17 protein-coding genes are annotated in these 19302 nt (G+C 70.2%); 10 read left to right on the forward strand and 7 right to left on the reverse strand.

The genetic code is table 11. The features are described 5' to 3' along the window. The first annotated feature begins 169 nt into the window (after positions 1-169). From IM787_RS19740 to IM787_RS19760, 5 genes are all read left to right on the forward strand, one after another. Positions 170-1297 carry an ABC transporter substrate-binding protein gene (locus tag IM787_RS19740; protein WP_193678439.1) on the forward strand — a complete coding sequence of 376 codons (1128 nt, stop codon included), beginning with the start codon at positions 170-172 and terminating at the stop codon, positions 1295-1297. 9 nt (positions 1298-1306) lie between these two features. Then, on the forward strand, positions 1307-2185 hold the full coding sequence (locus IM787_RS19745; RefSeq protein WP_193678440.1) for a TauD/TfdA dioxygenase family protein: 879 nt from the start codon (positions 1307-1309) through the stop codon (positions 2183-2185). Next, positions 2182-3189, forward strand: a complete 1008-nt coding sequence (locus tag IM787_RS19750) for a Bug family tripartite tricarboxylate transporter substrate binding protein (RefSeq protein ID WP_193678441.1) — start codon at positions 2182-2184, stop codon at positions 3187-3189. Before IM787_RS19745 ends, IM787_RS19750 begins: the two co-directional genes overlap by 4 nt. A gap of 153 nt (positions 3190-3342) precedes the next feature. Then, positions 3343-4551, forward strand: a complete 1209-nt coding sequence (locus IM787_RS19755) for a rhodanese-like domain-containing protein (protein WP_193678442.1) — start codon at positions 3343-3345, stop codon at positions 4549-4551. A 2-nt stretch (positions 4552-4553) separates the two neighbouring features. Then, positions 4554-4856, forward strand: coding sequence for a WYL domain-containing protein (locus IM787_RS19760; protein WP_193678443.1), 303 nt, complete (start codon positions 4554-4556; stop codon positions 4854-4856). 5 nt (positions 4857-4861) lie between these two features. Here IM787_RS19760 and dnaE read toward each other — a convergent pair whose 3' ends face one another. Then, complete coding sequence (gene dnaE / locus IM787_RS19765) at positions 4862-8326, reverse strand: DNA polymerase III subunit alpha (RefSeq protein WP_193678444.1); 3465 nt, start codon at positions 8324-8326, stop codon at positions 4862-4864. A 64-nt stretch (positions 8327-8390) separates the two neighbouring features. On the opposite strand from dnaE, the gene IM787_RS19770 reads away from it, so the two are divergent. Beyond that, a complete protein-coding gene (locus tag IM787_RS19770; RefSeq protein WP_435531176.1) occupies positions 8391-9149 on the forward strand; it encodes a sulfurtransferase in 759 nt (252 codons plus the stop codon). Between the two features lie 9 nt (positions 9150-9158). Beyond that, positions 9159-12221 carry a spermine/spermidine synthase domain-containing protein gene (locus IM787_RS19775; protein ID WP_193678446.1) on the forward strand — a complete coding sequence of 1021 codons (3063 nt, stop codon included), beginning with the start codon at positions 9159-9161 and terminating at the stop codon, positions 12219-12221. Between the two features lie 7 nt (positions 12222-12228). On the opposite strand, the gene IM787_RS19780 is transcribed toward IM787_RS19775, so the two are convergent. From IM787_RS19780 to IM787_RS19800, 5 genes are all read right to left on the reverse strand, one after another. Further along, positions 12229-13125: a pirin family protein gene (locus IM787_RS19780; RefSeq protein WP_193678447.1), complete on the reverse strand. Its 897-nt coding sequence runs from the start codon at positions 13123-13125 to the stop codon at positions 12229-12231. Positions 13126-13172: 47 nt separating this feature from the next. Further along, positions 13173-13775 carry an NAD(P)H:quinone oxidoreductase gene (wrbA, locus tag IM787_RS19785; protein WP_193678448.1) on the reverse strand — a complete coding sequence of 201 codons (603 nt, stop codon included), beginning with the start codon at positions 13773-13775 and terminating at the stop codon, positions 13173-13175. 62 nt (positions 13776-13837) lie between these two features. Then, complete coding sequence (locus IM787_RS19790) at positions 13838-14392, reverse strand: flavodoxin family protein (RefSeq protein WP_193678449.1); 555 nt, start codon at positions 14390-14392, stop codon at positions 13838-13840. A 13-nt stretch (positions 14393-14405) separates the two neighbouring features. Further along, complete coding sequence (locus tag IM787_RS19795) at positions 14406-14849, reverse strand: DoxX family protein (protein WP_193678450.1); 444 nt, start codon at positions 14847-14849, stop codon at positions 14406-14408. Between the two features lie 35 nt (positions 14850-14884). After that, positions 14885-15589, reverse strand: a complete 705-nt coding sequence (locus IM787_RS19800) for a pirin family protein (RefSeq protein WP_193678451.1) — start codon at positions 15587-15589, stop codon at positions 14885-14887. Between the two features lie 103 nt (positions 15590-15692). Here IM787_RS19800 and IM787_RS19805 point away from each other — a divergent pair, with 103 nt between their 5' ends. From IM787_RS19805 to trmB, 3 genes are read left to right on the forward strand one after another with little or no spacing between them, the layout of a single operon-like run. Next, a complete protein-coding gene (locus tag IM787_RS19805) occupies positions 15693-16640 on the forward strand; it encodes a LysR family transcriptional regulator (RefSeq protein ID WP_193678452.1) in 948 nt (315 codons plus the stop codon). After that, entirely contained in the window at positions 16640-17512 is an 873-nt protein-coding gene (gluQRS, locus tag IM787_RS19810) for a tRNA glutamyl-Q(34) synthetase GluQRS (RefSeq protein ID WP_193678750.1), read from the forward strand. The genes IM787_RS19805 and gluQRS overlap by 1 nt, the downstream gene beginning before the upstream one ends. After that, positions 17509-18210, forward strand: coding sequence for a tRNA (guanosine(46)-N7)-methyltransferase TrmB (gene trmB, locus IM787_RS19815; RefSeq protein WP_227494530.1), 702 nt, complete (start codon positions 17509-17511; stop codon positions 18208-18210). Before gluQRS ends, trmB begins: the two co-directional genes overlap by 4 nt. Here the strand turns inward: trmB and IM787_RS19820 are convergent. After that, a complete protein-coding gene (locus IM787_RS19820) occupies positions 18197-19297 on the reverse strand; it encodes a transglutaminase-like domain-containing protein (RefSeq protein WP_193678454.1) in 1101 nt (366 codons plus the stop codon). The genes trmB and IM787_RS19820 overlap by 14 nt on opposite strands. Positions 19298-19302: the final 5 nt, after the last annotated feature.

Genomic DNA, 19302 nt, shown 5'->3' on the forward strand with positions numbered 1-19302 from the left:
CCAAACGGGCATCCCGTGCTCCTTCTTTGAGAGCATCGACTGAAACCGCGTGTAAGAGCGCGCGGCGGGAGGCAAATCCCTCTTTCCAGCGCGTGCGCGCGCTCGCGACACTCGCGTAGCGCGGCAGTCCGGTGCTGGGAGCAGCGGAGCAGCGCGGAGGGAGAAAACAATGAAACGTCGCCAGTTCCTGGTCCACGGCACCGGTCTCGGCATCGCCGCGGCCGTCGCCCCCATCACCATCGGCGCCGCCAACGCGGCCCCCATCCTGGTCGCGCAGTCGGCCGCGCTGTCCGGGCCGCAGGCGGGCTTCGGCACCGCGATGCGCGACGGCATCCTGGCCGCCATTCGCGGGGCCAACCGCAAGGGCGGCGTCAACGGCCGCGAGGTCAACCTGCTCTCGCTGGACGACCAGGGCGACAAGGCCAAGACCGAGGCGAACGTGGCGCTGCTCACCGGCGACAGCCGCGTGCTGGGCCTCACCGGATTCACCACGCGCCCCTGCTCGGAAGCCGGCGCGGTGCTCGCCGCCAAGGAAGGCATCGCCCTGGTCGGCGCGTTCTCCGGCACGCCGCTGCTGTACGGCGACAAGGCCTCGACGACCTTCACCACGCGCGCCAGCTACGAGCGCGAACTCGACGCCATCGTGCGGCACTACCGCCTGCTCGGCCTCACGAAGTTCGGCTTCGTGCACCTCGAGGACGCGCGCAGCACCAACGTGCCGCTGCTGGAGAAGATCCTGGCGCAGCATGGCGGCCAGCTCACGGTGACCGCGGGGGTCGACCGCAAGGGCCCGAACCTGAACGACAGCGCGATCAAGACGCTCACGGCGAGCCAGCCCGAGGTGCTGATCATCCTGGCCAACAACGCGCCGCTCACCGGCTTCCTGCGCGAGTACGCGCCGAAGACCCTGGTGCTGCCGAAGATGGTGATCTCGTTCGTGGACCGCGAGAAGCTGCTCGCCGACCTGGGCAAGGACGCCGCGGGCGTCGGCTTCAGCGTCGTGGTGCCGGAGTACACGCGCGAGAAGTACTGGGTGGTGCGCGAGTTCGTCGCGCTGGCGAAGGAGATGAAGATCCCCGTCACGCCCGTGTCGCTGGAAGGCTTCGTCACCGGCCTCGCGCTGCTCGAAGGCCTGAAGCAATCGCGCACCGAATCGCGCGCCGCCCTGATCGAGGGCATGGGCCGCGTGGGCGCGCTGGATCTAGGCTACACCAACATCCGTTTCAGCCGCAGCGAGCGCACCGGCTCGCGCTTCGTCGACCTGTCGCTCGCGTCGCGCTCGTCCGGCCTGGTCTGAGGGATCTCCATGGCGATCGTCCACACCCCCATCACCCCCGCACTGGGCGCCTTGATCGAGGGCGTGGACCTGGCGGACATTTCCGCGCAGGAGTTCCGGCAGGTCTACGACATCTGGAAGCGGCACCACGTCATCGTGCTGCGGAACCAGCAGCTGACCAACCCCCAGTTCGAGCGCTTCTCCGCGATGCTGGGCGAGCTGGACCCGCCGCCGAACCAGGGTGCCGGCCGCAAGAGCGTGCCCGGCCATCCGAACCTCTACGTCGTTTCCAACCGCAAGAACGCCAGCGGCCAGCCGATCGGCGCGCTGGGCGACGGCGAGGCGCAGTGGCACACCGACATGTCGTACCTGGAGCGGCCGCCCTTCGCCTCGATGCTGTGGTCCGTGGAGCTGCCGCGCACCGGCGGTGACACCTGGTTCGCCAGCATGCCGGCCGCCCTGCGATCGATGCCGGCGGAGCTGGTGAGCCGGCTGCGCACCCTCGCCATCAAGCACGACGGCACCTACGACAGCGGCGGCAACGTGCGCCAGGGCATGACGGCCAACGACGATCCCACGCAGTCCGTGGGCACGGTGCACCCGATGGTGATCGTGCAACCGGAAAGCGGCGAGCACACGCTCTACCTGGGCCGGCGGCGCAACGCCTGGATCGTGGGGATGCCGCTGGAGGAGTCCGAGCGGCTGTTGAACATCATCTGGAGCTACGCCACCGCCGAGGCCGTCACGTTGCGCCACCAGTGGCGGCTCGGCGACGTGGTGCTGTGGAACAACCTCACCACCATGCACCGGCGCGACGCGTTCCCCGCCGACGAGATTCGCACGCTGCACCGTTCGCAGATCAAGGGCAAGTACATCCTCTCGTCCCCCATCCAGAAGGAAGCCGCATGATCACCCGCCGCCAGTTCACCCAGGGCGCGCTCGCCTCCAGCCTGGGCGTGACGACCGCGCTGCACGCGCAGGAGCGCTATCCGAACAAGCCGATCCGGCTGGTGGTCGGCCTTGCCCCGGGAGGCATTGCGGACCAGACGGCGCGGATCATCGCGCCGCGCATGGCGGAGATCCTGGGACAGAACGTCGTGGTGGAGAACCGCACGGGCGCGGGCGGCGCCATTGCGACCAAGGCCGTGGCGGCCAGCGCCCCCGACGGCTACACGCTGCTGATCGCCTTCGACGGCACGCACGTCACCATCCCGGCGGCGAATCCCGGCATCGGCTTCGACCCGACCGCGGACTTCACGCCGATCGGCAAGGCCGTCGATTCGCCCGTGCTGATCACCGCCCACCCGAGCTTCCCCGCCAACGACTTCGGCGAATTCGTGCGCCTGTCGCGCAAGCTGATCGGCTCGAGCGAGGCGGCACGCGTGATCGACTACGGGACGGCGGGGGTCGGCAGCACCGGCCACCTCACGATGGAGCTGCTCAAGCTGCGCCTGGGCTTCTACGCCGTGCACATCCCGTACCGCGGCGGCGGCGACGCCCGCGGCCAGGTCCTGGGCCGCCAGATCCCTCTGATGCTCGCGGCGGTGCCCACCACTTCGGGCGACATCCGCACCGGCACGCTGAAGGGCCTGGCCGTGACCAGCGCGAAGCGTTCGCCCGTGCTGCCGAACGTGCCGACGCTGGCGGAACTGGGCTACGCCGAACTGAAGGACCTGGACGTCAACTCCTGGGTCGGCCTGGTCGCCCCTGCCCGCACGCCGGCCGCGGTGGTGGCGCGGCTCGATGCGGCCCTGCGCCAGACGCTCGCCAGCGACGACGTGAGCACGCGCCTGCTCCATACCGGCTCGGTCCCCGTCAAGAGCTCGCCGGAGATCTTCGCGAAGCAGATCTCCGCCGACTTCGGCCAGTGGAAACGCGTCATCGCCGACTCCCGCCTGCGCCTCGAAGCCTGACCGCTCGATCCATTGGTGGCAATGGATCGAGGGCATTCGCCCACCGCCGCTAGGCAACTGGCCTAACACGCAGCCGCGGGCACTGGCGACACTCGCCACGAGCGCGGCCGTGAAGGTGCTGGGAGTACCGGGCCCGCGCGCTGGGAGCAAGCCATGGCGTCGTGGAAGACCGCAGTCCCCTTCATCGCATTGCTGGCATCGGCGCTGGCCGCGCCCGCCCTCGCCCAGTCGGCACCGCCGCCGGGTGCGCTGCGCGTGCTGGTGAACCCCGGCGACAGCAGCGAACAATCGCGCTACGCCCTCTACTCCGCGTGGAAGGCGGCGGTCGAGCAGGCGCTGCGCAAGCATGTGCCGAACGTCCATGTCTCGCTTTCCAATGACGCGACCGCGGACCTGGGCTCCACGCGCGCCGGCATGCACGACGCGTTCGTGGGCCCGGCCCACGTGGTGGGCAGCGCCGTGCGCTACGGCTACAAGCCGGTGCTCGGCATCGGCAAGCCCGTGCAGGCCGTGCTGGTCGCGCCGAAGGACAGCGAGATCGGCAGCCTCGAGCAGGCGAAGGGCAAGCGACTGGGCCTGCCGCTGCAGGACAGCGTGGTCACCTACCTGGTCCGCGGCGAGGTGAACGCGGCCAACACCACGATCAAGCGCCACTTCGCTTCGGTGTACGACACGCGCTACCAGGACGCGCTGCTGCCCTGCCTGCAGGTGCGCCGCTGCGACGTGGTCGCCGTGGAGAAGGGCGTCTTCGACCGCTGGGTAGCGGCCGGCGAGCCGGTCAAGGCCATCATGCAGTCGCGGCCGGTGCCGGGCCTCAGCCTCGCCATCAAGGACGGGGCGAAGCCGGGTGTCGAGCCCCTGCAGGCCGCGCTGGCCGATGCGCCGCAGTTCGCTGCCCTGCTGCGCGGCGAGAACGCCCAACCCGTCGCGCACAAGGCGGACGACTTCAAGTACGTGGCGACGCTCGGCTACTTCACGCCGCGCACCCTGCCCGGCGCCACCGTCGTCGATGCCAAGTCCGTCGCCCAGCTCCTGCAATCCGGCGCGACCTACGTCGACACGCGCACGGACGCCGAATTCAAGGCCGGCCACGTGCCGGGGGCCGTCCTGGTCCCCTACGTGGAGAAGAGCGCGAAGGACGCCGACTTCGACGCGACGCTGGACAAGTTCGACCTGGCGAAGCTCGGGACCGACAAGAACGCCGAACTGGTCTTCGCCTGCAACGGGGCGGAATGCTGGAAGAGCTTCAAGGCCACGCAGGCCGCGCTGAAGGCGGGTTACCGCAAGGTCTACTGGTTCCGCGGCGGCTTTCCGGAGTGGCGAAGCTCCGGCATGAAATTCGACGGGGCCGCCGCGCAGTAGGGATGGACAGTGCGACCGCCACGGCGACGCACGCGGCGCTCGTTCGGGCCATCCACCAGAGGCACCGGCTGCGGTTCGTCTACCACGGCAAGCCGCGGCTCGTGGAACCCCAGTGCTACGGCATCGGCACGCAGGGCACGCAGCTGCTGCGCGTGCACCAGCTGCGGGGCGGGGCCCAGCGCGAGCCGCTGTTCGACGTGGCGCAGATCGAGCAGCTGCAGGTGCTCGACGAGGTGTTCGAGCGGCCCGGGCCGCACTACCGGAAGGACGACTCGGCGATGCGCAAGATCTTCGCGCAGCTGTAGCCGCGTCAGCCTTCGTACACGATCTGCGCCTGCCCGCCGTGGGCCTGCGCCATCCAGCTGGCCAGCGCCGCATCGGTCGGGTAGAAGCGCACCTGCTCGCCCAGCTGCAGCTCGGCGACGGCGCTCTCGCGCTGCACCAGCAGCCGCACGCCCAGCCCACGCACCAGCTCGCCTTGCTCCGACATCTCGCGCTTGGGCGGGAAGTCGCGCAGCAGGCGCTGGATGTCCGGCGCCTGCCCGTTCACCGCGACCTTGAGGTACTTGCCGAAACGGCAGCGCGCCGTCGCCAGGTCCCAGATCTGCTGCACGTTCAGGCGGAAGCCGCCCGAGAAGCGGTCGGGCTGCAGCTTGGCCTGCACCACCACCAGCTCGTCGTCCTTGAACCAGGCGCGGTGCGGCCCGAACACCGATTCGTCGGCGGCGGCCTCGATCACGTCGGTCTTGTCGTCCAGCTTGAACAGGGCCAGCTTGCCGCGCTGGCCGTTGATGACGCGCATGTCCGTCACGATGCCGGCCAGCATCAGCGGCTCGCGCGTGTCCACCAGTTCCTCGATGCGCCGCTTGCAGAAGCGCCGCACTTCGCGCTCGACCTCGTCGAACAGGTGGCCCGAAAGGTAGAAGCCGATCGCCGTCTTCTCCTGCGACAGGCGCTCCTTCACACCCCAGGGCGTGGCTTCGACCAGGTCCGGTTCCTCGGTGCTGGCGCCGTGCGTGTCGCCCATGTCGAAGAGGCCGCCCTGGTTGGCGTTCGCATCCTGCGCATTGGCGAAGTCGAAGGCGCGGTCGATGGAAGCGACCATCGCGGCGCGGTTCATCTGCAGGGAATCGAAGGCGCCGGCCTTGATCAGCGCTTCCACGCTGCGCTTGTTGATGCGCGTGCGGTCCACGCGGCAGCAGAAGTCGTACAGGCTCTGGAACGGACCGCCCTCTTCCCGCGCCGCGACGATGGCCTCGATGGCGGACTGCCCGGTGCCCTTCACCGCGCCGAGGCCGTAGCGGATCACCTTGTCGGAGATCGGCTCGAAGCGGTACGTGCCGCGGTTCACGTCCGGCGGCTCGAAGGTGAGGCCGAACTTGTTCTGCGCATCCTCGAACAGCACCTTGAGCTTGTCGGTGTTGTCCATTTCGATGGTCATGTTGGCGCAGAAGAATTCCGCCGTGTAATGGACCTTCAGCCACGCCGTGTGGTACGCCAGCAGCGAATAGGCGGCGGCGTGCGACTTGTTGAAGCCGTAGCCCGCGAACTTCTCCATCAGGTCGAAGATCTCGTCGGCCTTCTCCTGCGGGATGCCGTGCGTCTTGGCGGCGCCGGCGCGGAAGCGCTCGCGGTGCTCCGCCATCTCCTCGGCCTTCTTCTTGCCCATGGCGCGGCGCAGCAGGTCGGCGCCGCCGAGCGAGTAGCCGCCCAGGATCTGCGCGGTCTGCATCACCTGCTCCTGGTAGACCATGATCCCGTAGGTCTCGCCGAGCATCTGGGCCACCGCCGGGTGCGGGTACTCCACTTCCTCGCGGCCGTGCTTGCGGGCCACGAAGCTGGGGATCAGGTCCATCGGGCCCGGCCGGTACAGCGCGTTCAGCGCGATCAGGTCTTCCAGGCGCGAGGGCTTGGCGTCGCGCAGCATGCCCTGCATGCCGCGGGATTCGAACTGGAACACCGCTTCGGTCTTGCCGTCGGTGAACAGGCGGTAGGTGTGCGCGTCGTCGAGCGGGATGGTCTCGAAGGAGAAGTTCTCCTGGCCCGGGTGGCGCTTGACGATGAACTCGCGCGCGAGCTCCAGGATCGTCAGCGTGGCGAGGCCCAGGAAGTCGAACTTCACCAGGCCGGCGGCCTCCACATCGTCCTTGTCGTACTGGCTGACCGCGGAGTCGCTGCCCGGCTGCTGGTACAGGGGCGTGAAGTCGGTGAGCTTGCCGGGCGCGATCAGCACGCCGCCCGCGTGCATGCCGACGTTGCGCGTCATGCCCTCGAGCTTCTGCGCCAGGTCCAGCAGCGTGCGGACCTCGTCCTCGCGCTGGTAGCGTTCCTTCAGGATGGGCTCCTGCTCCAGCGCGTCGGCGATCGTGATGTGCGTGCCGGGCTTGTTCGGGATCAGCTTGCTGATGCCGTCGCAGAAGGTGTAGCTCATGTCGAGCACGCGGCCGACGTCGCGCACCGCGGCGCGCGCGGCCATCGTGCCGAAGGTGGCGATCTGGCTCACCGCGTCGCGTCCGTACTTCTCCTTCACGTACTCGATGACGCGGTCGCGGTTGCCCTGGCAGAAGTCGATGTCGAAGTCGGGCATCGACACCCGCTCGGGGTTCAGGAAACGCTCGAACAGCAGGTTGTACTGCAGCGGGTCGAGGTCGGTGATCTTCAGCGCGTAGGCCACCAGCGAGCCGGCGCCGGAACCACGGCCCGGGCCCACGGGACAGCCGTTGTTCTTGGCCCAGTTGATGAAGTCGCCCACGATCAGGAAGTACCCCGGGAACCCCATCTTCAGGATGGTGCCGATCTCGAACTCCAGCCGCTCGACGTAGCGCGGGCGCTCCTTCTCGCGCTGCGCCTCGTTCGGATACAGCTGCACCAGCCGCTCCTTCAGGCCCTCGTGCGAGGCGTAGCGGAAGTACTCCTCGATCGGCATGCCGTTGGGCGTGGGGAAGTTCGGCAGCCGCGGCTTGCCCAACTCCAGCACCAGGTTGCAGCGGCGGGCGATCTCCAGCGTGTTGGCGACGGCGGAGGGCAGGTCGGCGAACAGCTCCACCATCTGCGCGGCGGACTTGAAGTACTGCTCGCGGGTGAACTTGCGCACGCGCCGCTGGTTGCCCAGGATCTCGCCCTCCGAGATGCACACGCGCGCCTCGTGCGCCTCGTAATCGTCGTCCTTCGTGAACTGCACCGGGTGGGTGGCGACCACCGGCAGGTTCAGCCGCGCCGCCAGCTGCACCGCAGCGGCGACGTGCACTTCGTCGTCGTTGCGGCCGGCGCGCTGCAGCTCGATGTAGAAGCGGTGCGGGAACATGCCGGCCAGCAGCAGCGCCACTTCGGAAGCGCGCCCTTCGTCGGCCTGCAGCAAGGCCTGCCCGATGGCACCCGCCTGCGCGCCCGCCAGCAGGATCAGGCCTTCCGAGAGCTCCTGCACCCACTCCAGCTTCACCACGGCCTGCGCGCGCACCACGTTGCGGGTCCAGCCGCGCGCGAGCAGCTCGCACAGGTTGAGGTAGCCCCTGTGGTTCTGCACCAGCAGCACCACGCGCGAGACGGCGGCGGCGTCCGGCGGCAGCCCCTGCAGCATCACCTCGCAGCCGACCACCGGCTTCAGGCCCTTGCCGCGCGCTTCCTTGTAGAACTTGATCGCGCCGAACAGGTTGTTGAGGTCGCTGATCCCCAGCGCCGGCTGCTGGTCGGCCGCCGCGGCCTTCACGATCTCGTCGATGCGGTTGGTGCCGTCGACGACGGAAAACTCGGTGTGCAGGCGCAGGTGGACGAACATGCGCCCGATTGTAGGAAAGCCAGGGAACCGATCCCCGCTTGACAGGTTCCTAGAATGCCTGCTCGTGAACAATGTCCTGAACGTCTCCGCCTACCGTTTCGTGCCCCTGCCGGACGCCGCGCAGCTGCGCGAACCGCTGCTGGCCCGCTGCCTGTCGCTGGCGCTGAAGGGGACGATCCTGCTCGCCCCGGAAGGCATCAACCTGTTCCTCGCCGGCGAGGCCGGCGCCGTGCGCTCGCTGCTGGACCACCTGCGGGAAGAACCGCGCCTGGCGGGGCTGGAAGCCAAGGAAAGCTGGTCGCCGGACGTGCCTTTCGGCCGCATGCGGGTGAAGGTCAAGCGCGAGATCATCCGGATGGACCATCCCGCCATCCAGCCGGCGGACGGCAGGGCGCCCGCGGTGGACGCGCCCACGCTCAAGCGCTGGCTGGACCAGGGCCACGACGACGCGGGGCGGCCCGTGGTCACGCTCGACACGCGCAACGCCTTCGAAGTCGACCATGGCACCTTCGAAGGCGCGATCGACTGGCGCCTGGGCAAGTTCAGCGAATTCCCCGCGGCGCTGGCGGCGAACCGCGACGCCCTGCGCGGCAAGACGGTGGTGAGCTTCTGCACCGGAGGCATCCGTTGCGAGAAGGCCGCCCTCGTCATGCGGGAAGCCGGCCTGGACCACGTGTGGCAGCTCGAAGGCGGCATCCTGAAGTACTTCGAGGAAGCCGGCGGCGTGCATTTCCGGGGAACGTGTTTCGTTTTCGACGAAAGGCGTGCCGTGAACGCCGGACTGCAGCCCGTCCGCATTGGTGAACCCGCCGCCGGTTCCTAGAATCGGCGGATGCAGCCCCCTATCCAGGTGCACGCGGGGGAGACCCTGCGCCGACACCAGCGCACCGCCCTCTACGCGATCTTCTTCCTGTCAGGCTTCTGCGGGCTGATCTACGAATCGATCTGGTCCCATTACCTGAAGCTGCTCCTGGGGCACGCCGCTTACGCGCAGGCGGTGGTCCTCGTGGTCTTCGTCGGGGGCCTGGCGCTCGGCGCGTGGCTGGCCGGCCGCTTCGCGCACCGCATCCGCGAACCGATCGTGTGGTACGCGGCGATGGAGGCGGCCGTCGCGTTGATGGCCTTCCTGTTCCAGGGCGTCTTCGAAACCGCATCGGCCTGGGCCACCAGCGTGTTCCTCCCCGCCGCCTGCAGCGAAGCCGGCGCCTGCGCGGCCACCTGGGTGCTGGCCGCAGCCCTCATCCTGCCCGCGTCGATCCTGCTGGGGACCACCTTCCCGCTCATGACGACGGGGGTGATCCGCCTGGGTGCCCTGCCCGGGCGAGGGCTGAGCCTGCTGTACTTCCTGAACAGCGCCGGTGCCGCGCTCGGCGTGGTGGCATCGGGCTTCGTCCTGATCCCCGCATTGGGGCTGCCCGGCACGATGATGCTCGTCGGCGCCTGCAACGCCTTCGTGGCGATCGCCGCGTACACCGCGGCGCGCGTTGGCCGTCCCGCGGCCGCTCCCGCGCCGGCGGCCAGCGCAGCCGAGGGTGGAGGCGGCACGCGCGAGCTGCGCCTGCTGCTGCTCGTCGCCGCGCTCACGGGCCTGTCGTCCTTCATCTACGAAGTGGTGTGGATCCGGCTGCTCACGCTGGTGCTCGGCGCCGCGACCCATGCATTCGAACTGATGCTCGCCCCCTTCATCCTCGGCCTTGCGCTGGGGGCCTGGTGGATCCGCAACCGCATCGACGGCGCGCGCGACGCGGTGCTGCTGCTGGCGCGCATCCAGCTGCTGATGGGCCTGCTGGCGGTGGCGACGCTGCCGCTCTATGCGGGCAGCTACGACGCCATGGCCTGGGTGCTGTCGGCCCTGCAACGCAGCCCGCAGGGCTACGAGCTGTACAACGTGGTCAGCGGGCTCACCGCCGCCGCCGTGATGCTGCCGGCCACCGTGTGCGCCGGCATGACCTTGCCCCTGATCACCGCCCTGCTGCTGCGGCGGGGCTACGGCGAGCGCCAGGTCGGCCAGGTCTACGGCATCAACACCTTCGGCGCCATCGCCGGCGTGTTGCTGGCCGTCCACCTCCTGATTCCCGGCCTGGGACTCAAGTGGGCGCTGGCGGCGGGCGCGTTGATCGACATCGCGCTGGGCGTCGCGCTCTGGCTGTGGGTGCGCGAGCGGCACCCGCCCCAGGCCGCCGGCAAGCGCCGCTGGGCGGGCATCGGCGGGCCCGTGCTCGCCGGCACGCTCGGCGTCGCCCTCGTGGCCGCCATCACCACGGCCGCCCCGCTGGGCCCCGAACGCGTCGCCTCGGGCGTCTTCCGGCACGGCAAGGCCCGGATCCCGGACCAGCGCGCGGTGCTCTTCCACCGCGACGGGAAGACCGCCAGCGTCACGGTGGTCGAGCGCCCGGACGGCGTGCGCAGCCTGCTCACCAACGGCAAGTCGGATGGTTCCTCGCACCCGCAGCGCCGCGTGCGGACGCAGGACGACCACACGATGATCCTCACCGGGGCGCTGGGGCCCGCGCACCATCCGGCGGCCAAGACCGCCGCCGTGGTCGGCATCGGCACCGGCACCACCAGCGCCGTGCTGCTGGACATCGCCAGCATCGAACGCGTGGACACGATCGAGATCGAGCCCATGATGGTCGAAGCGGCGAACCTGTTCCGCCCACGCGTGGATCGCGTCTTCACCGACCCGCGCAGCCGCATCGTCATCGACGACGCCCGCGCGCACTTTTCCAAGACACGCTCCCGCTACGACCTGATCGTCTCGGAGCCTTCCAACCCCTGGGTGAGCGGCGTCGCCAGCCTGTTCACGGTGGAGTTCTACGCGCACGTGGCGAATCACCTCGCGGAGGGTGGCCATTTCGTGCAATGGCTGCAGCTGTACGAGGCGGGGCCCGAGATGGCGGCCTCGATCCTGCGCGCCTTCACGCTGGTGTTTCCGGAATTCAGCGCCTATGCCACGAACACCGGCGACATGGTGCTGATCGCGCGCCGCGACGGCCGGCTCCCGGTGTTGTCGGGCGCCGCCCTCGACGGCATGCCGGGCCTGCAGAAGAACCTGCTGGAACTCGGCATCGACTCCACGGCCATGCTCGCCGCGCACGAAACGGGCCGCGGCAGCGCGATCAAGCTGCTGGCGGACTCGTTCGCGGTGCCGCCGAACTCGGACTACCAGCCCTACGTCGACAACCATGCGGCCTCCGACCGCTTCCAGGGCAAGATCGCTTCCCTGCTGTTCGACCTTCGCAACGCGCCGGTCCCGCTGCTCGAAGTGGGGCGCCCGCCCCTTGCCCACGTCGGCGAGGTCCGCAGCGCGACCCAATGGATGCCGCCGCACGTCGTGAGCCTCGCATCCGGCTGGCACGGCCACCGCTACCTGCGGGGCGAACGGCTCGAGGCGGGCGAGATGGCCTACCTGTCGCACCGCGCGGTGGACTATGCGCTGGTGCGCCAGTGGCTGTCGCAGTGCAAGCTGCCGGAAGGCACGGGCGACGCGTGGGCCGCCATGGTGCGCGTCGCGGCGGACGTCAACCGTGCGCTGCCGGCCGAAGCAGCGACGGCCTACTGGCGGGAAGCGGAGCAGCGCTGCGGCGCCGGCCTGGCCCCGGCGCAGCGTGCCTGGCTGCAGCTCTTCGCCGCCACGGGGTCGCGCAAGGCCGTGGACATGTACCGCAAGGGAGAACAGGTGCTTGCGCTCGACCACGCGCTGGTGCCCGAAACACGCGCCTATGCGGCGCTGGCGGCCGCGGCCGGCGGGCTCTTCAGCAACCAGCGTCCGCGCGCGGACGTGCTGCTGCAGGAGCAGCTCGCCTTGCTCCCGCCGCACCACGTGGCGGCGCCATGGTTCCGCTATCTCCACTTCGCCACGCTCGCCAAGGGCCCGGCCAAGCCGAACCCCTGAAAGCGCGTCAGGACCGCGGTTCGGGCGGCGTGGCGGGCGTCGGCGGCAACGGGATGAACTCGTCGTCGCCAGGCACCATCGCCATGCGCATCTCCTTCCAGTCCGCGCTGGCCTGGAGGATGCGCTCCTTGCGGCTGGAGACGAAGTTCCACCACATGTGGCGGGGCGCATCGAGCGGCGCGCCGCCGACCACCACGAGGCGCGCACCGGCCGGCGCGAACAGCTCCACCGGCTGCTCCGGTGCGAGGACAGCCATCCGTCGCGGCGCGATCGCCTGTCCATCGACCTCCACGGGTGCGTCGACCCCATAGAGCGCCTGCTCCGGCGCCAGCGGCGGCAGCTCCATGCGCCCGCCCTCGGGCAACCAGATGTCCAGGTAGAGCGTCGGCGACAGCGCCGGCACCGGCGAGCGCGCGCCGAACGCACCGCCCACCAGCACGCGCACGCGCGCGGCACCGACGCTCACCTCGGGGATGGCGTCGGCGGGCGTGTGCGAGAACGCGGCCTCGGCCTCCTCGTGGGCCAGCGGCAGTGCCGTCCAGAGCTGCAGCCCGTGGTTCGTGAAGGCCACGTCGCGCAGGTGGGCCGGCCGGCGTTCGGAGTGCACGATGCCGCGTCCGGCCGTCATCCAGTTGATGGCGCCGGGTTCGATGAGCTGCTCGGTCCCAAGGCTGTCGCGGTGCATCATCGCGCCCTCGAACAGGTAGGTCACCGTGGCCAGGCCGATGTGCGGGTGCGGCCGCACGTCGTGGTTGACGCCGGGCAGTTCCCGCGCCGGGCCGAAGTGGTCGAAGAAGATGAAGGGCCCGACGCTGCGCTGGCGCGCGTCGGGCAGCAGGCGCCGCACGACGAATCCGCCGCCGAGATCCTTCTCGTGTCCGGTGAGCTGCTGGGTGATCGCCATGGGGCATTCTAGGAGCGGCACGGCGGTCGCCCTGCCGCTCCCGTCCTTCAGCCGAACAGCTTCGCGGCGATGCCCGCGACGTGCTTGCCCTGGAACGCCGCCATGCCCAGCTCCTGCTCGCTGGGCATGCGCTCGCCGCGGCCGCCGGCGATGGTCGATGCGCCGTAGGGACTGCCGCCCTTGATCTCGTCCAGGCCCATCTGGCGCTGTTCCGAGTACGGCAGGCCGACCACGACCATGCCGTGGTGCAGCAGCGTGGGATGGAAGGTCAGGATCGTGCTTTCCTGGCCGCCGTGCTGGGTGGCACTGGAGGCGAACACGGAGCCCACCTTGCCCACCAGCGCGCCGGACGCCCACAGGCCGCCGGTCTGGTCGAGGAAGGTGCGCATCTGCCCGGTCATGTTGCCGAAGCGGGTGCCGGTGCCGAAGATGATGGCGTCGTAGTTCACCAGCTCGCCCGGCTGCGCCACGGGGGCGGCCTGGTCCGCCTTGCCGCCCGCGGCGCGGAAGGCGTCTTCGGGCATCGTCTCGGGGACGCGCTTGACGTCCACCTGCGTGCCGGGGACTTCGCGCGCACCCTGCGCGACGGCGTTGGCCATCGCTTCGACGTGGCCGTAGAAGCTGTGATAGAGGACGAGGACGCGTGCCATGGAGAACTCCTTGGAAGAATGAAGGGAAGGGAAAGGCGCGGCGCGTCGGCACCGCGCGGAAGTCAGCGCTGGAAGCGCGCGGTGATCGCGGCGACCCGTTCGCCGAACAGGCGCGCGGTTTCGAGGTCACCCGGCGACATCGCATCGGCGCCGGCGTCGGACGGCGACTGCGCGATCGCGCCGCTGTAGGAAACGAGGTAGTTGGTGTCGTCGCGGCGCGCGCCGCGGGTGTTGCTGGGCATCAAGCCCTGGCTCACCCAGATCATCCCGTGCTGCATCGCCAGGGTGAACAGGGTGGTCAGGGTGCCCTGCTTGTCCCCGCTCATGCCGGCGCTGTTGGTGAAGCCCGCCGCGATCTTGTCCTTCCACTGCTGCGCGTACCAGGGCTTCGACGAGGCGTCGGCGAACTTCTTGAACTGCCAGCTCACGCTGCCCATGTAGGTGGGCGAGCCGAAGACGATCGCGTCGGCCGCGGCCAGCTGCTCCCAGCCGCCGGCGGGCAGGTTGCCCTCGGGGTCGATGGCGAGCAGGCTGGCGCCGGCCCCGGCAGCGACGGCTTGCGCCATCCGCTGCGTGTGGCCGTAGCCGGAATGGAAGACGACGACGATCTCGGCCATGCGGGGCGCTCCGTCAGACCGCGCGGCGGCGGCCGTCGATGCTGAATCGACCGGCACCGAAGGCGGCAAACGCCAGGAAGCCGCCGACGATGGCGAAGTTCTTGCCGAAGGCCTGCTTCTGCATCATCTGCTGCGCTTCCGGCATGGCCCAGTAGTTGTGGAAGATCGGCGTGATCACGGCGACGAAGATCGCCAGGCCGAGCGCGGCCCAGCGCGTCTGCCAGCCGACCAGCAGCAGGAGCCCGAGGCCCAGTTCGGCGACGATCGCCGCGGCCGCCAGCACCTCCGGCATCGGCAGCCCCTTGGAGGCGATGTAGCCGGCGGTGCCGGCGAAGCCGGCGATCTTGCTCCACCCCGCGGGCACGAACAGCCAGGCCAGCAGGATGCGGCCGACCAGCGCGAAGGTGTCGTGCAGCGCGCTGGGCGCGTAGGAAGGGGTGGATGTCGTGACGGCCATGGGGGCTCCTTGTTGAAGAATCTTTGGAAAGCGGATCAGTGTTCCGCGAGGTCGAACACGAGCACCTCGGCATCCTTGCCGTCGGCGACCGTGAGGCGCGTCTCGCCTTGCAGCCTGGCGGCGTCGCCGGCGACGAGGCGGGTACCGTTGACCGTCAGCTCGCCGCGCACCAGGTGGACGTAGGCCGGGCGATGGGCGTCCAGCGCCAGCGTCGCCGCCTCGGCGCCGTCGAAGAGGCCGGCGTAGAGGCGCGCATCGGCGTGGATCGTCACGGAGCCTTCGGCCCCGTCCGGCGACGCGACCAGGCGCAGCTTGCCGCGCTTCTCGGCCTCGGCGAAGCCCTTCTGCTCGTAGCTCGGCTCGATGCCGGTCACGTTGGGCTGGATCCAGATCTGCAGGAAGTGCGTGGTGCGGTCTTCCGCGTGGTTGAACTCGCTGTGCATCACGCCGCGACCCGCGCTCATGCGCTGCACGTCGCCGGGCGGGATCGCCTTGACGTTGCCCAGGGTGTCCTTGTGCGCCAGTTCGCCCGACAGCACGTAGCTGATGATCTCCATGTCGCGGTGGCCGTGCGTGCCGAAGCCGGTGCCGGGGGCGATGCGGTCCTCGTTGATCACGCGCAGGTTGCCCCAGCCCATGTGCTGCGGGTCGAAGTAGCCGGCGAAGGAGAAGCTGTGGAAGGACTTCAGCCAGCCGTGGTCGGCGTAGCCGCGATCCTGGGACTTGCGAAGCGTCAGCATGTCGATTCCTTTGAACGAGACCTACTGTAGGTGCCCGCAGGCCCTCCGGGATGCCCTCGCGTTTGATGGCATCATTCAAACCGTTTGAACGATCAGCCCGGCAGTGCCCTCCCCCCGCGACGTCCTCACCCCTGATGCCCTGGGCCTGGTGCAGGCCGTTGCCCAGCATGGCAGCTTCGCCGCCGCCGCGCGCGAGCTGGGCCTGGTGCCCAGCGCCGTCACGTACCGCATCCGCCAGATCGAGGACGCGCTCGACGTGCTGTTGTTCGACCGCAGCTCCCGCCAGGCGCGCCTGACGGCGGCGGGCGACGAGCTGCTGTGCGCCGGGCAGCAGCTGCTGCAGGACATCGACGCGATGGCCAACCGCGTGCGCCGGGTCGCCACCGGCTGGGAAGCGGAGCTCACCATCGCCTGCGACAGCGTGCTTTCGCAATCCACCCTGATGGAACTGGCCGAGGCCTTCTACGCGCTGGAGCCCACCACGCGGCTGCGGCTGCGCGAAGAGACGCTGGCGGGGACGCTGGAGGCGCTGATCTCCGGGCGAGCGGACCTGGCGCTCGGCGTCGTGGTGGAACCGGGCACCACGCCCGGCGTGCACAGCCACGAACTCGGCGACCTGCGCTTCGTCTATGCCGTCGCGCCGCACCATCCGCTGGCCGCCGCGACCGAACCGATCCCGGACGAAGTGCTGATCCGGCACCGCGCTGTCGCCATCGCCGACTCGACGGCGGTGCGCAACAACGCGATGACGGTCGGCGTGCTCGCGGGCCAGGACGTGTTCACCGTGTCCACCATGCGCTCCAAGCTCGATGCGCAGCTGCGCGGCATCGGCGGCGGGTTCCTGCCCGAGCCGCTGGCACGGCCTTACCTCGAAAGCGGCCGCCTGGTCGCCAAGGAGATCCAGCGCCTGAGCAGCCGCTCGATCCGCTTCAGCTATGCGTGGCGCAACGTGGGGCCGTTGGGGCCCGGCCGCGCCCTGAAATGGTGGCTCGCGCAACTGGAGAGCGCCGCCACGCGCCTGGCCTTGCTGGAGCGGCACCGGGCGGCGTGATGCGCTACCGCGGCCGCTTCGCGCCCTCCCCCACCGGGCCGCTGCACGCCGGGTCGCTGGTGGCCGCGCTCGCGAGCTGGCTCGACGCGCGCGCGCACGGCGGCGACTGGCTGGTGCGCATCGAAGACGTCGACCGCCCGCGCTGCGTGCCCGGTGCCGACCTGCACATCCTGGCGCAGCTCGCCGCCTGCGGGCTGCGGCCGGACGAAGACCCGTGGTGGCAGTCGCGCCGCGAGGAAAGCCACGAACGCGCGCTGCAGCGGCTGGTGGCAGCCGGCCTCGCCTATCCGTGCGGCTGTTCGCGCAAGGACATCGAGGAAGCGCTGCGTGCGCAGGGACAGGAAAGGCCCAGGCACGGCGAACTGGTCTATCCCGGCACTTGCCGCGCAGGCCTGCACGGCAAGCCCGCGCGCGCCTGGCGCTTCCGCGTGCCGCCGGGCGTGGTGCGCTGGACCGACCGGCGCCTCGGCGCGCAAGCGCAGGACGTCGCGGTGGAAGTCGGTGACTTCGTCCTGAAGCGCGCCGACGGGCTCTTCGCCTACCAGCTTGCGGTCGTGGTCGACGATGCGGACCAGGGCATCACCCACGTGGTGCGCGGCGAGGACCTCGCGGACAACACGCCGCGGCAACTGCTCCTGCAGCAGGCCCTGCGCTTGCCGCGGCCGGCGTACCTGCACACGCCGCTGGTGCGGGGCGCCAACGGCGAAAAGCTGTCGAAGCAGAACGGCGCGGCGGCGCTGGAACTGCGGGAACCGGCCGCGATGCTGGAGCAGGCCGGGCGCGTGCTCGGCCTCCGCGTGCCGGCAAGTGCGGGCGTCGGCGAATGGCTCGCGCAGGCGGTGGACGCGTGGCGGGCGACAATCCCGGCATGACCGACAAGCCGAACACGCCCGAGAGCGTGCCCCATCCGCGCGGCATCCGCAGCTACGTGCGCCGCGCCGGCCGCACCACCGTGGGCCAGGCCAAGGCGCTGGAATCGCTGGGGCCGCGCTTCCTGCTCCCCTACCAGTCCTCGCCCGTCGACCTGGCGCAGGTCTTCGGCCGCGCCGCGCCCGCGGTGCTGGAGATCGGCTTCGGCATGGGCGAGGCCACGGCGCACATCGCCGCGCTCCTGCCGGACACCAACTTCCTGTGCTGCGAGGTGCACCCGCCCGGCGTCGGCGCGCTCCTCAAGCGCATCGGCGAACAGGAGCTCGCCAACATCCGCATCGTCGAACACGACGCCGTGGAAGTGCTGGACCACATGCTGCCCGAAGGCGCGCTCGCCGGCGCGCACATCTTCTTCCCCGACCCCTGGCACAAGCTGCGGCACAACAAGCGGCGCCTGGTGCAGCCGCACTTCGTGGCCAAGCTGCTGCCGAGGCTGCAGCCGGGTGGCTACATCCACTGCGCCACGGACTGGGAGCCGTATGCGCAGCAGATGCTGGAGGTGCTGTCCGCCGAGCCCGCGTTGCGCAACACCGCCGAAGGCTTCGCGCCGCGGCCGGATTACCGGCCGCTCACCAAGTTCGAGAACCGCGGGCTGCGGCTCGGGCACGGCGTGTGGGACGTGGTGTTCAGGAAGACTTGAACTCGCGGGCCGCGATCGTGTAGCGGAAATCGTCCGGCGCGTAGGAGTCGAAACGCCCTTGCGCGTCTTCGGCCACCGGGTACATCAGGAAGCCGAGCTTGCCCAGCTTCGATCCGGGCAGGGACACGTCGTGCGCCGTGTTGTAGCCGACCCAGTTGCCCTCCCAGCCGCCGTACAGGCCGCGGTACACCGGCGCGACCAGCGGGTGCTGGACCGACTTGATCCACTCGCCGGTCTCCTGCCGCATCACCTTGGCGACGTCGGCCGGGTCCATGGCCACCCAGCCGTGCGCCTTCAGGAACACCTCGGCGCGGCAGTGCTGCGCGCCCTTGAGGCTGGCCGAGTTGCTGCCCAGTTCGCGGTAGCCGAACGCCGACGGCGCCAGGCGCAGGCCGTACACGTCGCGGGCCGGCACGCCGACCGCGCGGCACAGGCCGACGAACAGCGCGTTGATGTCCGCGCACTTGCCGCCGAGGTCGCCCGTCTCCAGCATCGTCCTGATGTCGCCCTCGCCGCAGCCGCGCACCTTGGGTTCGCGCCAGGCGTTGCCGACCACCCAATCGTAGATGCGCCGCACCTTGTCGGCGTCCGTGCGCGCGTCGCCGACCGCCTTCAGCGCGGTGTCGCGCACGATGCCGTCGGTGGGGATCAGCGCGGTGGGGCGCAGGGCGTGCGCCAGCGTGGCCGCGTCCTGGCGCGCCGCGGCCGGCCGCGCCCAGTCCACGGCACGGTCGCGGGTCTGCACGCGCGTGACGACCTCCACGAAGGGGTCGCGGACGGCCGGGTCGAAGGTGACATGCAGCATGCGCGCGCCTTCCACGCCGTCGGCGGTCCGCACCGCGGCACCGTTGCTGGTGTACCCCGTCTCCAGCGAACGCTGCCAGTCCGTGTCCAGCGAAGGCAGCGGCACCCACACCTGGCTCGCACCCTGCGCCAGCGCCGGCGTGACCCGCGTGGTGAGCTCGAAGGTGCGCCAGCCGGCGGGCTGCGGCGCGAAGCGGCGCTCGGGCACGGCGGCGAGCGCCGGCAGGGAGAAGGCACCGGCGGCAGCGGCGGCGGTGGTCAGGAAACGGCGGCGGTCTTGCATGGCTG

This window comes from Ramlibacter pallidus, assembly GCF_015070875.1.
GTDB classification, from domain to species: Bacteria; Pseudomonadota; Gammaproteobacteria; order Burkholderiales; family Burkholderiaceae_C; genus Ramlibacter; species Ramlibacter pallidus.